Here is a 19,051-nt window from a genome sequence, read left to right on the forward strand (position 1 = left end):
CGACAAGCTCCACACGGCCCGCAGCCGCGAGACGACATCAACCACCCTGATGCGAGCGTTGCCGGCCGAAGCCGGAGGCAAGCGGCATCCGCAACCCCAACGGCGGCGGCGCCGCGAGCGCGTCCTCCACCGGCCGGGCGAACGCCCGCCCGAACAGCGCCCCCATCACGAAGTCCGACGCCAACGCGTGCACCTCGTCCCGGTACTGCGTCAGCCCGTGCCGGTCCGCGTGCACCTCGAACCGGCAGATGTCGGGGTTCGTCTTCTTCGCCCGCGCCGCGTAGCGGAACGACAGTTCGGGATCCACCCGCTCGTCGTTCGTCCCGTGCACGATCAACACCCGCCGCCCGGCCAGCTGTTTCACCGGTTCGGGCGGCGTCGCCACATCCTCCTCCGGCAGCCAGGGGGCGATCGCCAGCACGGAGTTGACGGCCTCGTGCCCGCCCGTGTGCAGCGCCGCCCGCGCCCCCATGTGCAGCCCGGTGAGACATACGGGCACGTCCCCGTAGCGCCGGACCACCTCGTCCACGGCCCACTCGGCGTCCCGCGCGAGCCGCGCCTCCGTGCCGTTCCAGCCCCGGTAGCGGTAGTGCACGACATGGGCCGCCAGCCCCTCCGTACGGCCCGCGCGGGCCAGCCGGCGGCCGAGGGAGCGCACGGAGGCCGTGGCCATCATGGGGGAGGGTCTGCGGGTGGATGCCTCGTCACCGGCCGGAAGCAGCAGGACCACTGCGCTGACCGTGCTCGGCTCCGGGCCGATCGTCCGCCCAAGTCGGGGCGTACGGACCGGCATTGCTTGCTGCGCCATGACAGAACAGTGTCAGAAGAGATGGTGTACGCCACCCGTCCTGTGGGTCACCTTTGGGTATCGACCCCCTCGCCCGACAGGCGCTCTACGCGCGTAGGCGTTATCGTGCGAAAATGACGAACCAGACCGACCCGACCGGTGGCACCCCGGACTCGGACCAGATCCGCCGGGCGCCCAAGGTTCTGCTGCACGACCACCTCGACGGCGGCCTGCGCCCCGGAACCATCGTCGAACTCGCCCGCGACAGCGGCTACTCCCAGCTCCCGGAGACCGACCCCGACCGGCTCGGCGGCTGGTTCCGCGACGCCGCCGACTCCGGCTCGCTGGAGCGGTACCTGGAGACCTTCTCGCACACCGTCGGCGTCATGCAGACCCGCGACGCGCTGCTCCGGGTCGCCGCCGAGTGCGCCGAGGACCTCGCCGCCGACGGCGTCGTCTACGCCGAGATCCGCTACGCCCCCGAACAGCACCTCGAAGGCGGGCTCGGCCTCGAAGAGGTCGTCGAGGCCGTCAACGAGGGCTTCCGGGAGGGTGAGCGGCGGGCCAGGGCCGACGGCAACCGCATCCGCGTCGGAGCCCTGCTCACCGCCATGCGGCACGCCGCCCGCGCCCTGGAGATCGCCGAACTCGCCAACCGCTACCGCGACCTCGGTGTCGTCGGATTCGACATCGCGGGCGCCGAGGCCGGCTACCCGCCCACCCGCCACCTCGACGCCTTCGAGTTCCTCAAGCGCGAGAACAACCACTTCACCATCCACGCCGGGGAGGCCTTCGGACTCCCGTCCATCTGGCAGGCGTTGCAGTGGTGCGGGGCCGACCGGCTCGGGCACGGCGTCCGCATCATCGACGACATCCAGGTCCACGAGGACGGCTCGGTGAAGCTCGGCCGCCTCGCCTCCTACGTCCGCGACAAGCGCATCCCGCTGGAGCTGTGCCCCAGCTCCAACCTCCAGACCGGTGCCGCCCGTTCGTACGCCGAACACCCCATCGGGCTGCTCAGGCGACTGCACTTCCGGGCCACCGTGAACACCGACAACCGGCTGATGTCGCACACGAGCATGAGCCGTGAATTCGAGCACCTTGTCGATGCCTTCGGTTACACGCTCGACGACATGCAGTGGTTCTCGGTCAATGCTATGAAGTCAGCATTCATTCCTTTCGATGAACGACTGGCCATGATCAATGACGTGATCAAGCCCGGATACGCCGAGTTGAAATCCGAATGGCTGTTCCGGCAAACGGCCTCCACCAGCGGTTCTGTCGACGAACAGAGCTGAACGGCGACTTCGGGAAGCGGTCACGCGCGGGGCGACGCGGCCGCTTTTCGATGTTTGCCTCCGGCGGGACTTTGGTGTTTACGTTTCGGCACCGCTCACCACCCGTCAAACGCATTCCAAGGACGCATTCAACATGAAGCAGTCTGCTGCCAAGACCCTCGGTGTCGCCGTCGTCGGTGCCGCCATCGCCGCTGCGGGCGCGAGCGCCGCGAACGCCGCCCCGAGCGCCCCCGAGGCCTCCCAGGCCCTGGGCACCGTCACCCAGGCGCTGCCCGTGGAGAACGTCTCGAAGGCGCTGCCGGTCGCCACCGACGCGCTCGCCCAGGGGCAGAGCGCGCTCGGCACCGGTCTGGAGGCCGCGCAGCCCGCCGCCGCCAACGTCCTCGCCGAGGGCCCCACCGCCCCCGTCGCCGGGCTGCTCGGCGGCCTCCCCGTCGGCAAGACCCTTCCCGCCAAGGGCCTCGGCGTCAACGGCCTGCCCCTCGGCGGCGGCGCCGCCTGAGCGGCAGCCACCTCGACACGACACCCGCACGGGGCGCGCACCGCGAAGGGCGCGCCCCGTCGGTGTGTCACCAGGCCGCGCGGGCCTTGCCCTCCGAGGGGAACAGGATCCAGAGGGCTATGTAGAGCAGGAACTGCGGGCCCGGAAGCAGACACGACACCAGGAAGATCACACGCATCGTGGTGGCGGAGGTGCCGAAGCGCCGTGCCAGCGCGGCGCACACTCCGCCGATCATCCGGCCTTCGGTGGGGCGGGCAAGGCGACTCATGACGGCTCCTTCGTCGGCGTAGGACGTCGGCCGCGGCCGACGGTGGGGGCGAGGCCTCCCTGTGGCCATCGCTCTCTTTTCCACACCATCGACGCTACGGTGACGAAGCGGACGAAGCGTCCCTCTACGGAGCCATCCCGACCCTGGGAATCGTCGGGGTCCGACCCTGAGACAGCTCCTCACGGCGCAACCGCGCCGCCGCCCTGACCCGGGTCTCGGCCCTTCGCCGCAGCGCCGCCCTGACCATCGGAACCACCGCGAGATGGGCGAGACCCACACCGACCGAGTTCAGCAGGATCGAGTCGATGTCGACGACCTGCCCCGGCACCCCGGTCTGCAACAGCTCGACGGCCAGCGACAACAGCGCCCCGGCCGCGACCGACCGGGCCAGCGAGGCGAGCGGCGACACGGCGAGCCTGCCGTGCGTCATCGGCAGCAGGACACCCAGCGGGGCGAGCAGCGCCAGCCCCTCACCGATGCGGCGGGCCGCCTCCGGCCAGCCCAGGGCCAGATCCGCTCTGATCCCGGCGAACGGCCGCAGATTCGCGGGACTCATCCAGGTGACGTCCAGCGGACGCAGCGTGATCCAGGCAACGACCGCGAGATGCGCGACGAGGAGAACACCCCCCGCCGCACGGACACGGATCCCGGCGCTACGGCCGTTCGTACCTTGAGGCTGCACGCCCCCCAAGACGCGCCCCCCGGCACGATCGGTTGCAGGATTTTTTTGAGGGCTCGGTTCGCCTCCGGGACGCAGAAGCCTGTGTCGAGAGCGTGACCGTGCTCGACCCCTCCTTCGTCGGGGCCTCCGCGCGCTCGCGCTCTCGACACAGGCGCGCCCCTTCGGCTCACTCGCCGACCCCTGTTGCGGCGGGCCTGCCAAGGGGCTGTCGGCGGACAGGCACCCGCCTGCGAACCCGTGACAGCGGGCCCTCGACGACGAGGCACCCGGACTCAGGAGCCGTTGATTTCCTCGGAAGGCGGGTTGCCCTCTCCCGGAGACGACTGGGTCTTCTGGGTGCACTCGTAGCGGCGCAGGGAGTCCGCGCTCGTGCTGCCCAGGACCACCGAGCCGTTGTCGCCGGCGGCGGCGGAGTCGGCGAAGGTGCAGACGATCTGGGCGAGGGCGTACCGGGGGAGGGAGTCGGGGGCGGTGGACAGGCGGAGGGTGTCCTCCGGGTCGTCGGGGGCCGGGCCCGTCACCGTGAGGCCGGGCGGCACGGCGGTGCTGTAGCCGGCCTCGTCCTCGACGTCGCTGGGGTCGCCCGCCAGGGCGTCCAGCAGGCCCTGGGCGACGACGACGCGCCGCTGGGCCTCCTCGGTGCTCTGGGCCGCCTCCACCGAGCGGTTGACCCGCACGAGCGCCCCGGAGCAGAGCAGGAACACCTCGACCGGCATACCGGAGGGGGTCGCCTGGGTCGCGATGTCCGACACCGACAGCTCGCACGGCACCATCGAGGGCGCCGGACCGAAGTCCGTCGGCACCTGGGTGGCCCGGATGCCGCAGCCCGCGAGGAGGGCGGCCAGCGCCCCGGTCGCCGCCAGGAGCCGTACGCCTCGTACGCCTCGTATCGTCACTGGCCGTCCCCCTCGGTGGCAGCCGGGCCGGCGTCGCCCTGGTCGTCGTCCCGTTCCTCCGCGAGCAGCGAGGACGCGTCGCGGGGCAGGCGGAGGGTGAAGACCGCGCCGCCCTTGGGGGAGTTGGCGGCGGTGATCTCGCCGCCGTGGATATGGGCGTTCTCCAGGGCGATGGACAGACCGAGACCGCTGCCCTCGGAGCGGGGGCGGGAGGCGCTCGCCTTGTAGAACCGGTCGAAGACGTGCGGGAGGACGTCCTCGGGGATGCCGGGGCCGTGGTCCTGCACCTCGATGAACAGGTTCTCGCCCTCCGTGCGCACCGAGACGCGCACCGGGGAGCCGCCGTGCTTGAGCGCGTTGCCGATCAGGTTCGCCAGGATCACGTCCAGACGGCGCGGGTCGAGGTTGGTGATGATGCCGCGCTCGGCGTCCAGGTCCACCGCGTCCAGCCAGGCGCGGGCGTCGATACAGGCGGTGATCTGGTCGGCGATGTCCACGTCGTCGAGGACCAGACGGGCCGTGCCCGCGTCGAAGCGGGTGACCTCCATCAGGTTCTCCACCAGGTCGTTCAGCCGCCGGGTCTCGCTGACGACGAGCCGTACCGCCGGTTCGATCATCGGGTCGAGGCTGCCCGTGTCGGCGTCCAGCTCCTCCTCCAGCACCTCCGTGACGGCGGTGATCGCGGTCAGCGGCGTACGGAGTTCATGGGACATGTCGGCGACGAAGCGGCGGGAGGCCTCCTCGCGGGCGCTCATGTCGTCGACCTTCTTCTCCAGCGACTCCGCCGCGAGGTTGAACGTCCTTGAGAGGTCGGCCAGTTCGTCCGTGCCGGAGACGCGCAGCCGGGTGTCGAGCTTGCCCTCGCCGAGGCGCCGGGCGGCCACGCCGAGGCGCTGCACCGGCTTCAGTACGGTCGTCGCGGCGGCCTGCGCGAGCAGCGCCGAGCCGATCAGCGACAGGCCCGTGGCGATACCGAGCGACCAGGCCAGCGAGTTGAGGTCCTTCGCCTCCTCCGCGAGGGACTTGCGCATGTAGCCGGTCGGCCCGCCGCCGATCATCCTCGCGCCGCCCACGAGGTACGGGGTGTCGCCGTCGATGACCCGCTGCCAGTACACGTGGTACGCGTGCTTGTTGCCGGACGTGAGCTTCTGCCGCTTGTTGACGGCCTTCTGCAGGGACGCGGGCACGTCCGCCAGCGAGAAACCGGTGAGCGCGTTGTCGGTCGAGGAGCCGGAGACCGCCTCGCCGTCGGCGCCCTCGGCGATGAGCAGCACACTGGAGCGCTCGCCGCCGTCCGCCATCTTCCGTGCCGCGACGCGCAGTTGGTCCTGCGTCGGGTTCGGGCGCAGGGTGCTCACATGGCTCTGCATCTCCCGCTCGAAGTCGTTCAGCGCCGCGTCCTGCGCGCGCGTCTGCACGGCCTCGCGGTTGAGCCAGTACGCGATACCGGACGCCGACACGGCGGCCGTGAGCGCCACCAGGCCGAAGACGACCACCAGACGCAGCCGCAGACTGGTGAAACGGATCCGGGACTGCACTTTCCTGCGAGCCGCGGCCCAGCCGCGGATCCCCCCTCGGGCCTTCGTCACTGAGGCGTGTCCAACCGGTAGCCCACGCCGCGCACGGTACGGATCAGGGTCGGCGACGACGGCACGTCCTCGACCTTGGCGCGCAGCCGCTGCACACACGCGTCCACCAGGCGGGAGTCGCCCAGATAGTCGTGCTCCCACACCAGACGCAGCAACTGCTGCCGGGACAGGGCCTGTCCGGGACGGCGGCTCAGCTCCAGCAGCAGCCGCAGCTCGGTGGGCGTCAGCTGGAGGTCCTCGCCGTTCTTCGTCACGGTCATCGCCGCGCGGTCGATCACGAGGGAGCCGAACGTCGCCGCGTCGTTGGCCTCGCGCTCACCGCGGCGCAGCACCGCGCGGATCCGGGCGTCCAGGACCCGCCCCTGCACGGGCTTGACCACATAGTCGTCCGCGCCGGACTCCAGGCCCACCACGACGTCGATGTCGTCACTGCGCGCCGTCAGCAGGATGATCGGCAGCTGATCGGTGCGCCGGATCCGCCGGCACACCTCGAAGCCGTCGATGCCAGGCAGCATCACGTCCAAAACGATCAGATCCGGCCGCTGTTCGCGCAGCAGCTTGAGACCATCCTCGCCGGTGGCGGCGGTGGCGACACGGTGCCCCTGGCGCGTCAGTGAGAGCTCCAGGGCCGTGCGGATGGCGTCGTCGTCCTCGATCAGCAACAGGGAAGGCACGGGCTCATTCTGGCCCATGGCATGGCGCCGAATCGACCGTTGGAGCGCCCCCACCCGACACCCGCACACGATCGTGCCGTTCGTGTAGCCGTACGACTCTTCTCTGTGATCGACCTGTGCCCCGACTGGGCCCCGCCCCAGGACCGGCCCCTGTGACAGGTCTGTGACAGTCGGCGGACAGAGCCATGAAGGTGAACGGGCAATCTTTTCGGCACAGGCAAGAAAGCATGCCGAAGACCGGAACTCCACGACGGGGGGCGCGAGATGAACACGCTGCACAGCACCAGCACTGGCGCAGTTGTCACGCGGCTCCACGATGTCGTCCGGAACGCGGAGAAGTCCGGTGCCGTGAGCGGGCGGGGGTGCGCTCGCGGCACCGGGCGTCAGCACACCACGTTCATGTCGGTGGTTGACGCACACGTGGGGGGAAGCACCACGGGGGTGACGGGGGTCGCCCACGGGGGAACGGGGACCGCGTACGGGGAGGGCACGGGGGAACGCCGTTCTGTGTCGGAGGCGGAGTTCACCGCCTACGTCCAGGAGCGTCGTGCCTCCCTGTACGCAACCGCCTACCACCTGACCGGAGACCGCTTCGAGGCCGAGGACCTGCTGCAGAGCGCGCTGTTCTCGACCTACCGGGCCTGGGACCGGATCAGTGACAAGGCCGCGGTCGGGGGCTACCTCCGCCGCACCATGACCAATCTGCACATCAGCGCGTGGCGCCGCCGCAAGCTGAACGAGTACCCGACCGAGGAGCTGCCGGAGACCGCCGGCGACACGGACGCGATGCGCGGCACCGAACTGCGCGCCGTCCTGTGGCAGGCGCTCGCCCGGCTCCCCGAACTCCAGCGCACGATGCTGGTCCTCCGCTACTACGAGGGCCGCACCGACCCGGAGATCGCGGAGATCCTCGACATCAGTGTCGGCACGGTGAAGTCCAGCATCTGGCGGTCGCTGCGCCGCCTGCGCGAGGACGAGGTCCTCAGCTTCGGCCGTGACGAGGAGGAGTCCTTCGGGGAGCTTGTCGCCTGAAGGTCTGTGGGGGGAGTAAGTAACGGGGGAGCACGGGGGAAACGGGGGTACGGGGGTACGGGGGACGTCACGGTGGCGCGGGGGAGCGCCGGCGCGACGGCCGGGGGGAAAGCCGACGGGGTCCGGGGGGACCACGCCGGCGCACCACGGGGGAAAAGCGGGGGACAGCAGGGGGGGGGCACGGGGGAAGCGGGACTGGAGGGCCGGGGGGTCCGTCCAGTCCCGCTTTCATGTCCGCCCGCGGGCCGACCCCTGGGTCGGATGTGCGCCCCGCGCGCTCAGGCCGGCGCCTTCGCGACACGGCCCGCCGCTGCCGCCGCCAGCCGGCCGAGCGCCTCGTCCCGGTCGCAGGGATGGGCGCCCGACTCCGTCTGCCGGGCCACGATCGAGCGCTCCAGCCGCATCAGCCGCCAGCCGCGCCGCAGCAGGAACGGCACCGACTTACGGCCCTCCCTCAGATCGCGAAGGAAGCGGCGGCGGAAGGTCTTCACCGGACCACGCGTCAGACACAGCGCGTCCGCCAGCAGCCCGAGTTCACGGCAGCGCCCGACGATTTCGGCGGCGAAGATGCCCTCGGCGATGAACACCGGCGTCCGCCCGATGCGCAGCGCCTCCGCGCCGGTACGCGCGCTGAGCGAGATGTCGTACGCCGGGACGGTCGTACGGCCCGTGCGGCACAACTCCTCGATCGCCGCTACGGCGCTGTCCGCGTCCCACGACAGCGGGTGGTCCCAGTCGATGTCCGCGCTGCCCTCCACCTGCGGCAGCGTCGGGTCGTCGCCCTCCTTGTAGAAGTCGTCGAGCCGCAGCACGGGCAGGCCGGAGCGGGCGGCGAGGAGGGACTTGCCCGAGCCGGACGGACCGGACAGCAGGACCACTCGGGTCGGTATCGAGGGATGCGGCGGATGCGAACTCACGAGAGTCCAGTGTGAGGCATCACGCGGCTCCCGCCGAGACGGCGGGTCGTCCTTGGAGCGCACATCACACCTCAACTACCGTACGTGTCTCTATGATTACTTTCCGCAAGGTAAACGCACAGGAGAAGGTGGCACCGCTGATGGCTCGACTCTCGGCTTCCCAGAACCCCACCGCCCGGCGCGCGTTGCTGGCCGTCACGACCGCGGGGGTCGCGCTCGGCGCGGGCGCCGGTGCGGCAGCGGCGGCCGACGGCGCGGCCCCGGTCGTCGACGTGATGCGCACCCGGCCCACGTCGCTCGGCAAGGTCGACCCGCAGGCGGGCCTCCAGGCCCTGACCGGCACGGTCGGTTACGTCACCGGGCCGGTCGCGGGGCTCAAGCCCAACCCGCTGGCGGGCACGGGGGTCGATCCTCTCGACAACGGGGTGGGGACGCAGCTGGCCGACTTCAAGCCGCTGACGTCCACCGCCCTCACCGGGCCGGTGGCGCAGGCGCCGTCGGTGGGGAGCATTCCCGTGGTGGGGCCGGTGGTGGGCGGATTGAAGGGTTGACGGAAGCGGAGGGTTTCCGGGAACTGCGCGGTCCGTGGGGACGGTGCGGGCCGTCCGTGGCTGGTCGCGCAGTTCCCCGCGCCCCTTACGGGGCACTCCTCCTCAGTACGCCGACCCCGACGCGCCCAGCGACCCCGTCGGGTGCCAGACCGTCTTCGTCTCCAGGAACGCCGTCATGCGGTCGATGCCGGGCGTGGCCGTCCAGTCGTCCACAGGCTGTGGACGCAGGACACGCTTGAGGTTGTCGGCGGCGGCGATCTCCAACTCCTTGGCGAGGACGTCGTCCGCGCCGGCCAGGTCGATCGCGTTGACGTCCTGGTGGGCGGCGAGGGGCGCCGCGATCTCCGCCGTACGGCCGGAGAGGACGTTGACGACACCGCCGGGGACGTCGGAGGTGGCGAGCACCTCGCCGAGGGAGAGGGCCGGGAGAGGGGACTTCTCGCTCGCGATCACGATCGCCGTGTTGCCCGTGGCGATCACCGGGGCGAGGACCGAGACCAGGCCCAGGAACGACGACTCCTGGGGGGCCAGGACCGCGACCACACCCGTCGGTTCGGGGGAGGAGAGGTTGAAGTACGGGCCCGCGACCGGGTTTCCGCCGCCGACCACCTGGGCGATCTTGTCGGTCCAGCCCGCGTACCAGACCCAGCGGTCGATCGTGGCCTCCACCTCGGCCGCCGCCTTCGACTTCGACAGGCCCTCCGCGTCGGCGACCTCCCGTACGAACTGGCCCTTGCGGCCCTCCAGCATCTCGGCGACGCGGTAGAGGACCTGGCCGCGGTTGTACGCCGTCGCACCGGACCAGCCGCCGAACGCCTTGCGGGCGGCGACCACCGCGTCACGGGCGTCCTTGCGGGAGGAGAGCGGGGCGTTCGCCAGCCACTTGTCCTTGCCCGCCGCGCCAGCGGCTGATGTCCTCGTCGTCACCTCGTACACCCGGCCGCTCTCGGAACGCGGGAACTTCCCGCCGACGTACAGCTTGTAGGTCTTGAAAACAGACAGGCGGTCAGACATCGAGGTACGCCTCCAGGCCGTGACGGCCGCCCTCGCGGCCGAAGCCCGACTCCTTGTAGCCGCCGAACGGCGACGTGGGGTCGAACTTGTTGAACGTGTTGGACCAGACGACGCCCGCGCGGAGCTTGTTCGCGACGGCCAGGATCCGGGAGCCCTTCTCGGTCCAGATGCCCGCCGACAGGCCGTACTGGGTGTTGTTGGCCTTGGCGACGGCCTCGTCCGGGGTGCGGAAGCTGAGGACGGACAGGACCGGGCCGAAGATCTCGTCACGGGCGATGGTGTGCGCCTGGGTGACGTTGGTGAACAGCGTCGGGGCGAACCAGTAGCCCGAGGTGGGCAGTTCGCAGGCCGGGGACCAGCGCTCGGCGCCCTCCGCCTCGCCGCGCTCGACGAGCGAGGTGATCCGGGTGAGCTGCTCCTCGGAGTTGATCGCGCCGATGTCCGTGTTCTTGTCCAGCGGGTCGCCGAGGCGGAGTGTGGAGAGCCTGCGCTTCAGGGAGTCCAGCAGCTCGTCCTGGATCGACTCCTGGACCAGGAGGCGGGAGCCCGCGCAGCAGACCTGGCCCTGGTTGAAGAAGATGCCGTTCACGATGCCCTCGACGGCCTGGTCGATGGGCGCGTCGTCGAAGACGATGTTCGCGCCCTTGCCGCCCAGTTCGAGCGTGAGCTTCTTGCGGGTGCCCGCGACCGTCTTCGCGATCTGCTTGCCGACCGCCGTGGAGCCCGTGAAGGCGACCTTGTTGACGTCCGGGTGCGCGACCAGGGCCGCGCCCGTGTCGCCGTATCCCGGGAGGATGTTGACGACGCCCTTGGGCAGGCCCGCCTGGCGGCAGATGTCCGCGAAGAACAGCGCCGAGAGGGGGGTGGTCTCCGCCGGCTTCAGGACGACCGTGTTGCCGGTCGCCAGGGCCGGGGCGATCTTCCACGCCAGCATCAGGAGCGGGAAGTTCCAGGGGATGACCTGGCCCGCCACGCCGAGGGGGCGGGGGTTCGCGCCGAAGCCCGCGTGGTCGAGCTTGTCTGCCCAGCCCGCGTAGTAGAAGAAGTGCGCGGCGACCAGGGGGAGGTCCGCGTCGCGGGTCTCCTTGATGGGCTTGCCGTTGTCGAGGGTTTCGAGGACGGCCAGCTCGCGGGAGCGCTCCTGGACGATACGGGCGATGCGGAACAGGTACTTCGCGCGTTCCGTGCCGGGCAGCGCGGACCACTTCTCGAAGGCCTTGCGGGCCGCCTTCACCGCGCGGTCGACATCCGCCTCGCCCGCCTGGGCGATCTCGGAGAGGACCTCCTCGGAGGCGGGGCTGACCGTCTTGAAGACCCTGCCGTCGGCGGCCTCGGTGAACTCGCCGTCGATGAACAGGCCGTAGGAGGGGGCGATGTCGACGACCGCCCGGGACTCGGGGGCCGGTGCGTACTCGAATGCGGAAGCCATGGCGATCAGTCCACCGTCACGTAGTCGGGGCCGGAGTAGCGGCCGGTGGCCAGCTTCTGGCGCTGCATCAGCAGGTCGTTGAGGAGCGAGGACGCGCCGAAGCGGAACCAGCGGTTGTCCAGCCAGTCCTCGCCCACGGTCTCGTTGACCAGGACGAGGAACTTGATCGCGTCCTTGGTGGTGCGGATGCCGCCGGCGGGCTTCACGCCCACCTGGACGCCGGTCTGGGCGCGGAAGTCGCGGACGGCCTCCAGCATGAGCAGGGTGTTGGCGGGGGTGGCGTTCACCGCGACCTTGCCGGTCGAGGTCTTGATGAAGTCGGCGCCCGCGAGCATGCCGAGCCAGCTGGCGCGGCGGATGTTGTCGTACGTCGAGAGCTCGCCGGTCTCGAAGATGACCTTGAGGCGGGCCGCGGAGCCGCAGGCCTCCTTCACGGCGGTGATCTCCTCGTGGACCTTGAGGTAGTTCCCCGCGAGGAACGCGCCGCGGTCGATGACCATGTCGATCTCGTCGGCCCCGGCGGAGACGGCCTCGCGGACGTCGGCCAGCTTCACGGCGAGGGGCGCGCGGCCGGCCGGGAAGGCGGTGGCGACGGAGGCGACCTTGACGGTGGAGCCGGCGACGGCCGCCTTGGCGGCGGGCACCATGTCGGGGTAGACGCAGACCGCGGCCGTGGCGGGCGTGGTGCGGTCGGTCGGGTCGGGGAGGACCGCCTTGGCGCCGAGCGACCGGACCTTGCCCGGGGTGTCCGCGCCTTCCAGGGTCGTCAGATCGACCATGGAGATGGCCAGGTCGATGGCGTACGCCTTGGCGGTCGTCTTGATGGAACGGGTGCCGAGCGAGGCGGCGCGCGCCTCCAGTCCGACCGGGTCGACGCCGGGCAGCCCGTGGAGGAAGCGGCGCAGCGTGCTGTCGGACGCGGTGACGTCGGCGAGAGCGTGGGGTGCAGCTGTGGACATGGTCACCAGACGAGCATATCTACGCGCGTAGCGGGTGTACAGCCCTCGGATTGGTCGGACGGGTTGGTGAGAGGGCTTGAGCGGGTCGGTGTGGGGCGTCGGGCAGAATCGGACGTATGAGCACCTCGGATCAGGCCTCCGCGTCGACGCCCGGTGAAGCCGGGAAGCCCGGTAAGCCCGGGAAAGCCGACAAGCCCGGGAAAGCCGACAAGCCCGGGAAAGCCGACAAGCCCGTGTACAGGGACCGGGCGTATCGGTCGCCCGCCGGGCTGGTGGGCGGGGTGCTGCTGCTCGGGCTGTTCGGCTGGCTCGGCGGGGACGCGGTGGTGTCGGGGGAGGGGCGTACGCCCTGGCTGGCGCTGGCCTCGATGCTGGTGGCCGTGCCGCTGGTGGTCGCCTTCTCGGTGCGGCCGGCGGTGTTCGCCAACGACGACCGGCTGCGGGTGCGCAATCCCTTCCGGGTGATCGAACTGCCCTGGGCGAGCGTCGTCTCGCTGCGGTCGGGCTACACCAATGAGGTGATCGACGAGAGCGGCGCCAAGTATCAGCTCTGGGCGATTCCCGTCTCGCTGCGCGGGCGGAAGAAGGCGGCCCGGCATCAGGCCCGTGAGGCGCATCGTGCGGCCAAGGCGGGTGGGGGCGGTCGTACGGCCCCGGACGGGCGGCCGGTGCGGGCGGAGACCGATCAGGTCATGGCCGATCTGCGGGAGCTGTGCGAGGCGCGGGCCAAGGCGGCCGGGTCGCAGGGGGAGCCGAGCGTGCGGTGGGCCTGGGAGATCGTGGGGCCGGCGGTGGCGGGGGCCGTGCTGTTGCTGGTGCTGATCGCCGTCGGGTGACCTCGCTCCGCCGGGCACTTCTCATGGGCGGAGTTCCGGACGCCTGTTCTATGGTGGCGGAAATGCCCCGGACCGGACTTCCGGGAGGCAGAGGTGTGCCCAACTGTCCGTGAATCGGAGCGGGTTGGACCAGAACATGCCTGTGCGTCCCTTCCTCACCGCTCGGTCCGCTCGGTCCGCTCGGATCGCTCGGATCGCGTCGCCTCGCAGGCGACGAGGGGCGCAACCACGACGGCGGCCGGAGTGTCCACAGAACGATGAGTACCGAACTCGAGTCCCCGTCCCAGGGGCCCCTACCGCCGAGTCCACTGCCCGTGTCCGCCGTGCCCGAGGGCTGCGTCGCCTGGAGCGGGGAGAAGCTGGAGGCCTGGGCGCGCACCCGGCCGCCCCTGTGGGTCCCGGCCCGCACCCGCCCCCTGCACCTCCTCGCCGTGGTCCCGGGCGGCCTGATCATCGGCTTCTGGCTGGCCAACTTCGCGGAGGTGCCCGCCGCCCTCGCCGCGCTGGTCCCGCTGCAACTGGTGTGGACCCTGGTCAGGCCCGAGGTCGTACGGTTCTCCGCGCCCGTGCTCATGGCCCTGCTGGGCTGGTTCGGCGGATCGCACGATGTGCCGACCCTGCTGGGTCTCCTCGCCGTGACCTTCACCTGGGCCGCGGCCGAGATCCGGCTGAGCAAGGGCAGGCTCCAGCGGCAGTGGGCCCTGTCGGCCGCCGGGGGCGCGACCGCCACGGTCCCCGGCGAGGCGGGACCCCTGCGCCGCGGCCGGTTCCTCATGGGCCTCGGCTCCCTGCTGACCCTGCTCGGCGCGGGACTGCTCTCCCTCGCCTCCGGCTGGAACCTCACCACCGACCGGCACGAGGTCGCCCTCGTCGGCTGGTTCGTGGTCGGCTGGGGCCTCACCTCGGTGCTCTCCGGGTGGCTGGGCCGCCGCCGGGCCGCCGCGCTGCGCCGGGCTCCCGTACCGGTGCTCCGGGTCCTCGTACGCGACGGCGCCGACGGGGACGCCGAGATCTTCGCCGCCGACGACGTGACCGCCCTGCGCCCGCTGTTCACCGTCTCGACCGAGGAGTGGTACGACGACAGCGACGAGGAGCTGGAGGAGCTGGAGGAGACAGAAGGGACGGAGGAGCCGGAGGGGATCGAGGCGACGGAGGGGCCGGAGGAGGCCGAGGCACGGGACGAACTCCTCGACGCCCTCCAGAGCGTCGAGGACGACGACGAGCAGCCCGGCCCCCTGCGCGAGGCCGTGCTCTACGGCCTGCCCCACGACGGCGCCGAGATCGTGATCGTCAGCGCGGCGGAGAAGCCCGAGACACCCGTGACCCCCGAGCCATCCGAGATACCTGAGGCACGGGATACGCCCGGGGCGCCGGAGGACGCGAAGACTCTGGAGGGGGCGGGGCCGGAGGGGTCGGAAAGGCCTGGCGGCGCGGACGGGGTCGAGGACGGGGGCGCGGACGGGGTCGAGGACGTGCGCGACACGTCCGCCGAGCTGGTCGTCGAGTCCTCGACCGGCCCGGTGCGCCCGCTGTCCGACCGGGCCGTACGGCGTCGCGCCGTCGCGCAGCTGGCCGGTGCGCGCCGGCACACGGTCCACGAGGAACTGCGGGCCGCGGCCGTCACCGAGAGCAGGGCGCGACTGGGCGACGAGCCGGTGCCCGTACGGCGCTGGCGGGCGGGCTGGGCCGACTGGGCCTCCGCCCTCTTCATGATCGTCAGCATCGCGGCCATCGGGCTGTACCCGGACGGGACGACGCGGTACGTCCTCGGCGGCCTGCTCGGCGTCTTCGGAGTGCTGACGCTGCCCACGATGCTCGCCTGGCGGATCACGGCCGACCGCTCGGGGCTGTGGCTGCGGGGCTGGCGCCGGACCGGGCACATCGCGTGGGACGACCTCATGACCGTGCGGTGCGCCGGGTCCGTGCTGACGCTGGACAGCCACCGGGCCTCGTTCTCGACCTGGTCCGTGCGGTCGGAGCGCTGGCGTTGGCTGGAGCGGAAGCTGCGCCTGGTCCACCCTTACGAGCGGGCCGCCGCCGAGATCACCGCCCTGTGGCGGGAGCCCGCGCTGCGGCCCGAGGGGGAGCACGGGGGCCGGGACCTGCCGCTGTGGCCGCTGAGCGTGCTGCTGGCCGTGGTGTGGGCGGCGGTGCTGGTCCTGGTGCCGTGAGGCACCCCGCCCCGAACGCGGCGAGGCCCCGACCGGTGATCCGGTCGGGGCCCCGCCACTTCTGGGGACGACGGCCGGGTCAGATACCGGCCGCCGCCGACAGGTCCCGCTTGATCCCGGCCAGCAGAACGGCCGCCTTCTCGTGGGCCGCCGGGAGACCGGCGTGGTCGGCGACCGGCACCACGACCTCCAGATAGCACTTCAGCTTGGGCTCGGTGCCGCTGGGGCGGACGATGACACGGGCGCCGTCGAGCGTGTAGCGCAGGCCGTCCGTGGGCGGGAGCCGGTCCGTGCCGCGCGTCAGGTCCTCGGCCCTGGTGACGGCCAGGCCGGCCAGCGCGGTCGGCGGCCGCTCGCGGAGCCGTTCCATCGCGCGGGCGATCAGCGAGAGGTCCTCGACCCGGACCGAGAGCTGGTCGGTGGCGTGCAGACCGTGCTCCACGGCGATGTCGTCCAGCAGGTCCAGGAGGGTGCGGCCCTCCTCCTTGAGACCCGAGGCGAGTTCCGTGACGAGCAGGGCCGCCGTGATGCCGTCCTTGTCCCGGACGCCCTCGGGGTCGACGCAGTAGCCGAGGGCCTCCTCGTAGCCGTAGCGCAGGCCGTCGACGCGGGCGATCCACTTGAAGCCGGTGAGGGTCTCCTCGTAGGGGAGGCCCGCCTTCCCGGCGATCCGGCCGAGCAGGGAGGAGGAGACGATCGACTCGGCGAAGGTGCCCCGCGCCCCGCGCGCGACCAGATGGGTGGCGAGCAGCGCGCCGACCTCGTCCCCGCGCAGCATCCGCCAGTCGGCGCCGTCCTTCACGGCCACGGCGCAGCGGTCGGCGTCGGGGTCGTTCGCGACGATCAGATCGGGGTCCGTCTCCCGGGCCTTCGCGAAGGCGAGGTCCATCGCCCCCGGCTCCTCCGGGTTGGGGAAGGCGACCGTCGGGAACTCCGGGTCCGGGTCCGCCTGCTCGGCGACGAGCACGGGCTCCGGGAAACCGGCGCGGGCGAACGCCGCGAGCAGGGTGTCCCTGCCGACGCCGTGCAGGGCCGTGTAGACCGTGCGGGCGGTGCGGGGGGAGCCGGGCGCGAGGACCGCGTCCGTACGGGCCAGATAGGCGTCCAGGACACCGTCGTCGAGGGTGTCCCAGCCGGCCTCGGGGCGGGGGACGTCGTCGAGGGAGCGTACGGCGGCGATCTCGGCCGCGATCCCGGCGTCGGCCGGGGGCACGATCTGGGAGCCGTCGCCCAGGTAGACCTTGTAGCCGTTGTCGCGCGGCGGGTTGTGGCTGGCCGTGACCTCCACGCCCGCGACCGCGCCCAGGTGCCTTATGGCGAACGCCAGGACGGGCGTGGGGAGGGGGCGCGGGAGGACGGCCGCGCGCAGGCCCGCGCCGGTCATCACGGCGGCCGTGTCACGGGCGAAGTCGGCGGACTTGTGGCGGGCGTCGTAGCCGATGACGACGAGGCCGCCGGTGTCGCCGTTCCTGTTCAGATACGCGGCGAGGCCGGCGGCGGCGCGGATGACGACCGAGCGGTTCATGCGCTGGGGGCCGGCGCCGAGTTCGCCGCGCAGGCCGGCGGTGCCGAACTGGAGGGTGCCGGAGAAACGGGCGGTCAGTTCCGCCGTGTCCGCCGCGTCGATCAGCGCGCCGAGTTCGGCCCGGGTGTCCGGGTCGGGGTCCTCGGCCAGCCACGCCTTGGCGCGGGCGATCAGGTCGTCGTCGTGCACGGGGGGCAACCTCTCGTTCTTTGTCTGTGGATGCGTCGAGATGTGTTGAGGGGGTGCGATCTCGTCTGCGGGTCCGGTGGGGCTTCTCGCACAGTTCCCCGCGGGCCTGAAAAGCAGGCGCTGCGCCCCTTGCTCTTCAGGCCCGCGGGGCCGTGGTCTTTCAGGCCCGCAGGGGCCTGAATCCTTTGGGGGCGCGGGGAGCTGCGCGACCAGCCCCCACCCACCCGCAGCCGACAACGCACCGGACAATGCCCCCGCGCGTTACAGCCGGCCCAGGACCCGCGTCAGCAGCTCACCCATCCGCGTCGCCGAGTCCCGCCCCGCCTGGAGGACCTCTTCGTGGTTGAGCGGCTCACCCGTCATCCCGGCGGCCAGGTTGGTGACGAGGGAGATGCCCAGCACCTCCGCACCCGCCTCGCGCGCGGCGATGGCCTCCAGCACCGTGGACATGCCGACCAGGTCCGCGCCGATCACGCGGGCCATCCGGATCTCCGCGGGCGTCTCGTAGTGCGGGCCCGTGAACTGCGCGTAGACACCCTCTTCGAGGGAGGGGTCGATCTCCTTGCACAGGGCGCGCAGCCGCGGGGAGTAGAGGTCCGTGAGATCGACGAAGTTCGCGCCGACGATCGGCGACGTCGCCGTCAGGTTCAGGTGATCGCTGATCAGGACCGGCTGGCCGGGACGCATCCCCTCACGGAGACCGCCGCAGCCGTTGGTGAGGACGATCGTCTTCACACCGGCCGCGACGGCGGTACGGACACCGTGCGCGACGGCGGCGACGCCACGGCCCTCGTAGTAGTGGGTGCGGCCCAGGAACACGAGCGCGCGCTTGTCACCGATCTTGTACGAGCGGACCTTGCCGCCGTGGCCCTCGACCGCCGGCGGCGGGAAGCCGGGCAGCTCGGTGACCTGGAACTCGGCCTCGGGGGCGCCGAGCGCGTCCACGGCCGGGGCCCAGCCGGAGCCCATCACAAGAGCGACGTCGTGGGTCTCGGCGCCCGTCAGCTCGCGCAGGCGCGCGGCGGCGGCGTCGGCGGCGGCGTACGGGTCGCCCTGGGTGTCGTCCGGAAGAAGAGATGCGTTCACGCGACGAGGGTATCCGGTCCTGGCCTACGCGCGTAGATGACGAGGCTCACCGGATCGCGATCGTTGTCTTGTCGTTTCCAACCGCATGCGCCGGCCGGCGGCTTCGGCCGGGCGTCAGCAGGGGCGTTTGCGGAGTTCCATCACATAGTCGTGGGGCGCGCCCGCCGACTCCGCCGCGTCCGCCACCTCGCCGAGGTAGCGGGCCGAGGGCAGACCGCCCTCGTAGCCGTTGAGCACGTAGACCCAGGCCGCCTCCTCGCCGTCCAGCGTGTGTACGCGGACCCGCATCCGGCGGTATATGTCCAGGCCGACGCCGACCCAGCGGTCCATCGCCTCCTCGTCCATGGGGGCGATGTCGTACAGCGCCACGAAGACCTGCGAGCGGGGGGCCTCGACGACGGTTGCCAGGGCGCCCTCCCAGCCCATGTGCTCACCGCCGAAGGTCAGCCGCCAGTCGTTCAGCCAGCCGGTTGCGCGCAGCGGGGAGTGGGGGGCGCGGCGGGACATCAGGCGGGAGTCCATGTTGCCGGCGTAGGCGGCGTAGAGCGACATGGGAGGAGAGTACGGGAGCGCTCCGCTTGGGGCTGGGGCGCCTGATGGGGTGGGGGTTCGGTTGTTCGGCGGGTGCGGATGGGTTGTGGCTGGT

The 19,051-nt window shown here is 71.6% G+C and carries 19 protein-coding genes; 6 read left to right on the forward strand and 13 right to left on the reverse strand.

Translation table 11 applies throughout. The features are described from left to right. Positions 1-37: 37 nt before the first annotated feature. Positions 38-808, reverse strand: a complete 771-nt coding sequence (locus F9278_RS31670) for an alpha/beta hydrolase (protein ID WP_152171349.1) — start codon at positions 806-808, stop codon at positions 38-40. Between the two features lie 113 nt (positions 809-921). On the opposite strand from F9278_RS31670, the gene F9278_RS31675 reads away from it, so the two are divergent. Both F9278_RS31675 and F9278_RS31680 read left to right on the forward strand, forming a co-directional pair. Beyond that, positions 922-2,085, forward strand: coding sequence for an adenosine deaminase (locus F9278_RS31675; RefSeq protein WP_152171350.1), 1,164 nt, complete (start codon positions 922-924; stop codon positions 2,083-2,085). Between the two features lie 133 nt (positions 2,086-2,218). After that, complete coding sequence (locus F9278_RS31680) at positions 2,219-2,587, forward strand: ATP-binding protein (protein WP_152171351.1); 369 nt, start codon at positions 2,219-2,221, stop codon at positions 2,585-2,587. Between the two features lie 67 nt (positions 2,588-2,654). Here F9278_RS31680 and F9278_RS31685 read toward each other — a convergent pair whose 3' ends face one another. The 5 genes from F9278_RS31685 to afsQ1 all read right to left on the reverse strand — a co-directional run bounded on the left by F9278_RS31685 (position 2,655) and on the right by afsQ1 (position 6,696). Then, on the reverse strand, positions 2,655-2,855 hold the full coding sequence (locus F9278_RS31685) for a PspC domain-containing protein (protein WP_086760136.1): 201 nt from the start codon (positions 2,853-2,855) through the stop codon (positions 2,655-2,657). A gap of 124 nt (positions 2,856-2,979) precedes the next feature. Beyond that, positions 2,980-3,537 carry a VanZ family protein gene (locus F9278_RS31690; RefSeq protein WP_152171352.1) on the reverse strand — a complete coding sequence of 186 codons (558 nt, stop codon included), beginning with the start codon at positions 3,535-3,537 and terminating at the stop codon, positions 2,980-2,982. 272 nt (positions 3,538-3,809) lie between these two features. Further along, positions 3,810-4,433, reverse strand: a complete 624-nt coding sequence (locus tag F9278_RS31695; protein WP_226967045.1) for a hypothetical protein — start codon at positions 4,431-4,433, stop codon at positions 3,810-3,812. Continuing rightward, positions 4,430-5,971 carry a sensor histidine kinase gene (locus F9278_RS31700; protein ID WP_152171353.1) on the reverse strand — a complete coding sequence of 514 codons (1,542 nt, stop codon included), beginning with the start codon at positions 5,969-5,971 and terminating at the stop codon, positions 4,430-4,432. The genes F9278_RS31695 and F9278_RS31700 overlap by 4 nt, the downstream gene beginning before the upstream one ends. A 47-nt stretch (positions 5,972-6,018) precedes the next feature. Then, a complete protein-coding gene (gene afsQ1, locus F9278_RS31705) occupies positions 6,019-6,696 on the reverse strand; it encodes a two-component system response regulator AfsQ1 (protein ID WP_013001223.1) in 678 nt (225 codons plus the stop codon). 264 nt (positions 6,697-6,960) lie between these two features. On the opposite strand from afsQ1, the gene F9278_RS31710 reads away from it, so the two are divergent. Continuing rightward, positions 6,961-7,728 (forward strand): SigE family RNA polymerase sigma factor, encoded by a 768-nt coding sequence (locus F9278_RS31710; protein ID WP_152171354.1) that lies wholly within the window; start codon positions 6,961-6,963, stop codon positions 7,726-7,728. Between the two features lie 278 nt (positions 7,729-8,006). Here the strand turns inward: F9278_RS31710 and F9278_RS31715 are convergent, their stop codons facing one another. Beyond that, positions 8,007-8,645 carry a uridine kinase family protein gene (locus tag F9278_RS31715; protein WP_152171355.1) on the reverse strand — a complete coding sequence of 213 codons (639 nt, stop codon included), beginning with the start codon at positions 8,643-8,645 and terminating at the stop codon, positions 8,007-8,009. A gap of 140 nt (positions 8,646-8,785) precedes the next feature. Here F9278_RS31715 and F9278_RS31720 point away from each other — a divergent pair, with 140 nt between their 5' ends. Next, a complete protein-coding gene (locus F9278_RS31720) occupies positions 8,786-9,196 on the forward strand; it encodes a hypothetical protein (RefSeq protein ID WP_152171356.1) in 411 nt (136 codons plus the stop codon). A 102-nt stretch (positions 9,197-9,298) separates the two neighbouring features. On the opposite strand, the gene F9278_RS31725 is transcribed toward F9278_RS31720, so the two are convergent. From F9278_RS31725 to deoC, 3 genes are read right to left on the reverse strand one after another with little or no spacing between them, the layout of a single operon-like run. Next, the gene (locus F9278_RS31725) at positions 9,299-10,210 is read right to left on the reverse strand and encodes an aldehyde dehydrogenase family protein (protein WP_152171357.1); all 912 of its coding nucleotides are present in this window, start codon (positions 10,208-10,210) and stop codon (positions 9,299-9,301) included. Further along, complete coding sequence (locus F9278_RS31730) at positions 10,203-11,639, reverse strand: aldehyde dehydrogenase family protein (protein WP_152171358.1); 1,437 nt, start codon at positions 11,637-11,639, stop codon at positions 10,203-10,205. The genes F9278_RS31725 and F9278_RS31730 overlap by 8 nt, the downstream gene beginning before the upstream one ends. A gap of 5 nt (positions 11,640-11,644) precedes the next feature. Next, the gene (gene deoC / locus F9278_RS31735; RefSeq protein ID WP_152174249.1) at positions 11,645-12,598 is read right to left on the reverse strand and encodes a deoxyribose-phosphate aldolase; all 954 of its coding nucleotides are present in this window, start codon (positions 12,596-12,598) and stop codon (positions 11,645-11,647) included. Positions 12,599-12,714: 116 nt separating this feature from the next. Here deoC and F9278_RS31740 point away from each other — a divergent pair, with 116 nt between their 5' ends. After that, positions 12,715-13,434, forward strand: a complete 720-nt coding sequence (locus tag F9278_RS31740; protein ID WP_226967046.1) for a PH domain-containing protein — start codon at positions 12,715-12,717, stop codon at positions 13,432-13,434. A 257-nt stretch (positions 13,435-13,691) separates the two neighbouring features. Next, positions 13,692-15,605: an ICP22 family protein gene (locus F9278_RS31745; RefSeq protein WP_152171359.1), complete on the forward strand. Its 1,914-nt coding sequence runs from the start codon at positions 13,692-13,694 to the stop codon at positions 15,603-15,605. Between the two features lie 79 nt (positions 15,606-15,684). On the opposite strand, the gene F9278_RS31750 is transcribed toward F9278_RS31745, so the two are convergent. The 3 genes from F9278_RS31750 to F9278_RS31760 all read right to left on the reverse strand — a co-directional run bounded on the left by F9278_RS31750 (position 15,685) and on the right by F9278_RS31760 (position 18,957). After that, entirely contained in the window at positions 15,685-17,328 is a 1,644-nt protein-coding gene (locus F9278_RS31750) for a phospho-sugar mutase (protein ID WP_404818961.1), read from the reverse strand. 252 nt (positions 17,329-17,580) lie between these two features. Then, positions 17,581-18,405: a purine-nucleoside phosphorylase gene (locus tag F9278_RS31755; RefSeq protein ID WP_152171361.1), complete on the reverse strand. Its 825-nt coding sequence runs from the start codon at positions 18,403-18,405 to the stop codon at positions 17,581-17,583. Between the two features lie 114 nt (positions 18,406-18,519). Next, complete coding sequence (locus tag F9278_RS31760; protein WP_152171362.1) at positions 18,520-18,957, reverse strand: gamma-glutamylcyclotransferase; 438 nt, start codon at positions 18,955-18,957, stop codon at positions 18,520-18,522. Between the last annotated feature and the right edge of the window lie 94 nt (positions 18,958-19,051).

This window comes from Streptomyces phaeolivaceus, assembly GCF_009184865.1.
Lineage (GTDB): Bacteria > Actinomycetota > Actinomycetes > Streptomycetales > Streptomycetaceae > Streptomyces > Streptomyces phaeolivaceus.

Excerpts from the sequence above, each read along its gene's own strand:
- F9278_RS31670 (WP_152171349.1), bottom strand. The coding sequence starts at position 808 with ATGGCGCAGCAAGCAATGCCGGTCCGTACGCCCCGACTTGGGCGGACG.
- F9278_RS31675 (WP_152171350.1), top strand. The coding sequence starts at position 922 with ATGACGAACCAGACCGACCCGACCGGTGGCACCCCGGACTCGGACCAG.
- F9278_RS31680 (WP_152171351.1), top strand. The coding sequence starts at position 2,219 with ATGAAGCAGTCTGCTGCCAAGACCCTCGGTGTCGCCGTCGTCGGTGCC.
- F9278_RS31685 (WP_086760136.1), bottom strand. The coding sequence starts at position 2,855 with ATGAGTCGCCTTGCCCGCCCCACCGAAGGCCGGATGATCGGCGGAGTG.
- F9278_RS31710 (WP_152171354.1), top strand. The coding sequence starts at position 6,961 with ATGAACACGCTGCACAGCACCAGCACTGGCGCAGTTGTCACGCGGCTC.
- F9278_RS31720 (WP_152171356.1), top strand. The coding sequence starts at position 8,786 with ATGGCTCGACTCTCGGCTTCCCAGAACCCCACCGCCCGGCGCGCGTTG.
- F9278_RS31725 (WP_152171357.1), bottom strand. The coding sequence starts at position 10,210 with ATGTCTGACCGCCTGTCTGTTTTCAAGACCTACAAGCTGTACGTCGGC.
- F9278_RS31730 (WP_152171358.1), bottom strand. The coding sequence starts at position 11,639 with ATGGCTTCCGCATTCGAGTACGCACCGGCCCCCGAGTCCCGGGCGGTC.
- deoC (WP_152174249.1), bottom strand. The coding sequence starts at position 12,598 with ATGTCCACAGCTGCACCCCACGCTCTCGCCGACGTCACCGCGTCCGAC.
- F9278_RS31740 (WP_226967046.1), top strand. The coding sequence starts at position 12,715 with ATGAGCACCTCGGATCAGGCCTCCGCGTCGACGCCCGGTGAAGCCGGG.
- F9278_RS31745 (WP_152171359.1), top strand. The coding sequence starts at position 13,692 with ATGAGTACCGAACTCGAGTCCCCGTCCCAGGGGCCCCTACCGCCGAGT.
- F9278_RS31760 (WP_152171362.1), bottom strand. The coding sequence starts at position 18,957 with ATGTCGCTCTACGCCGCCTACGCCGGCAACATGGACTCCCGCCTGATG.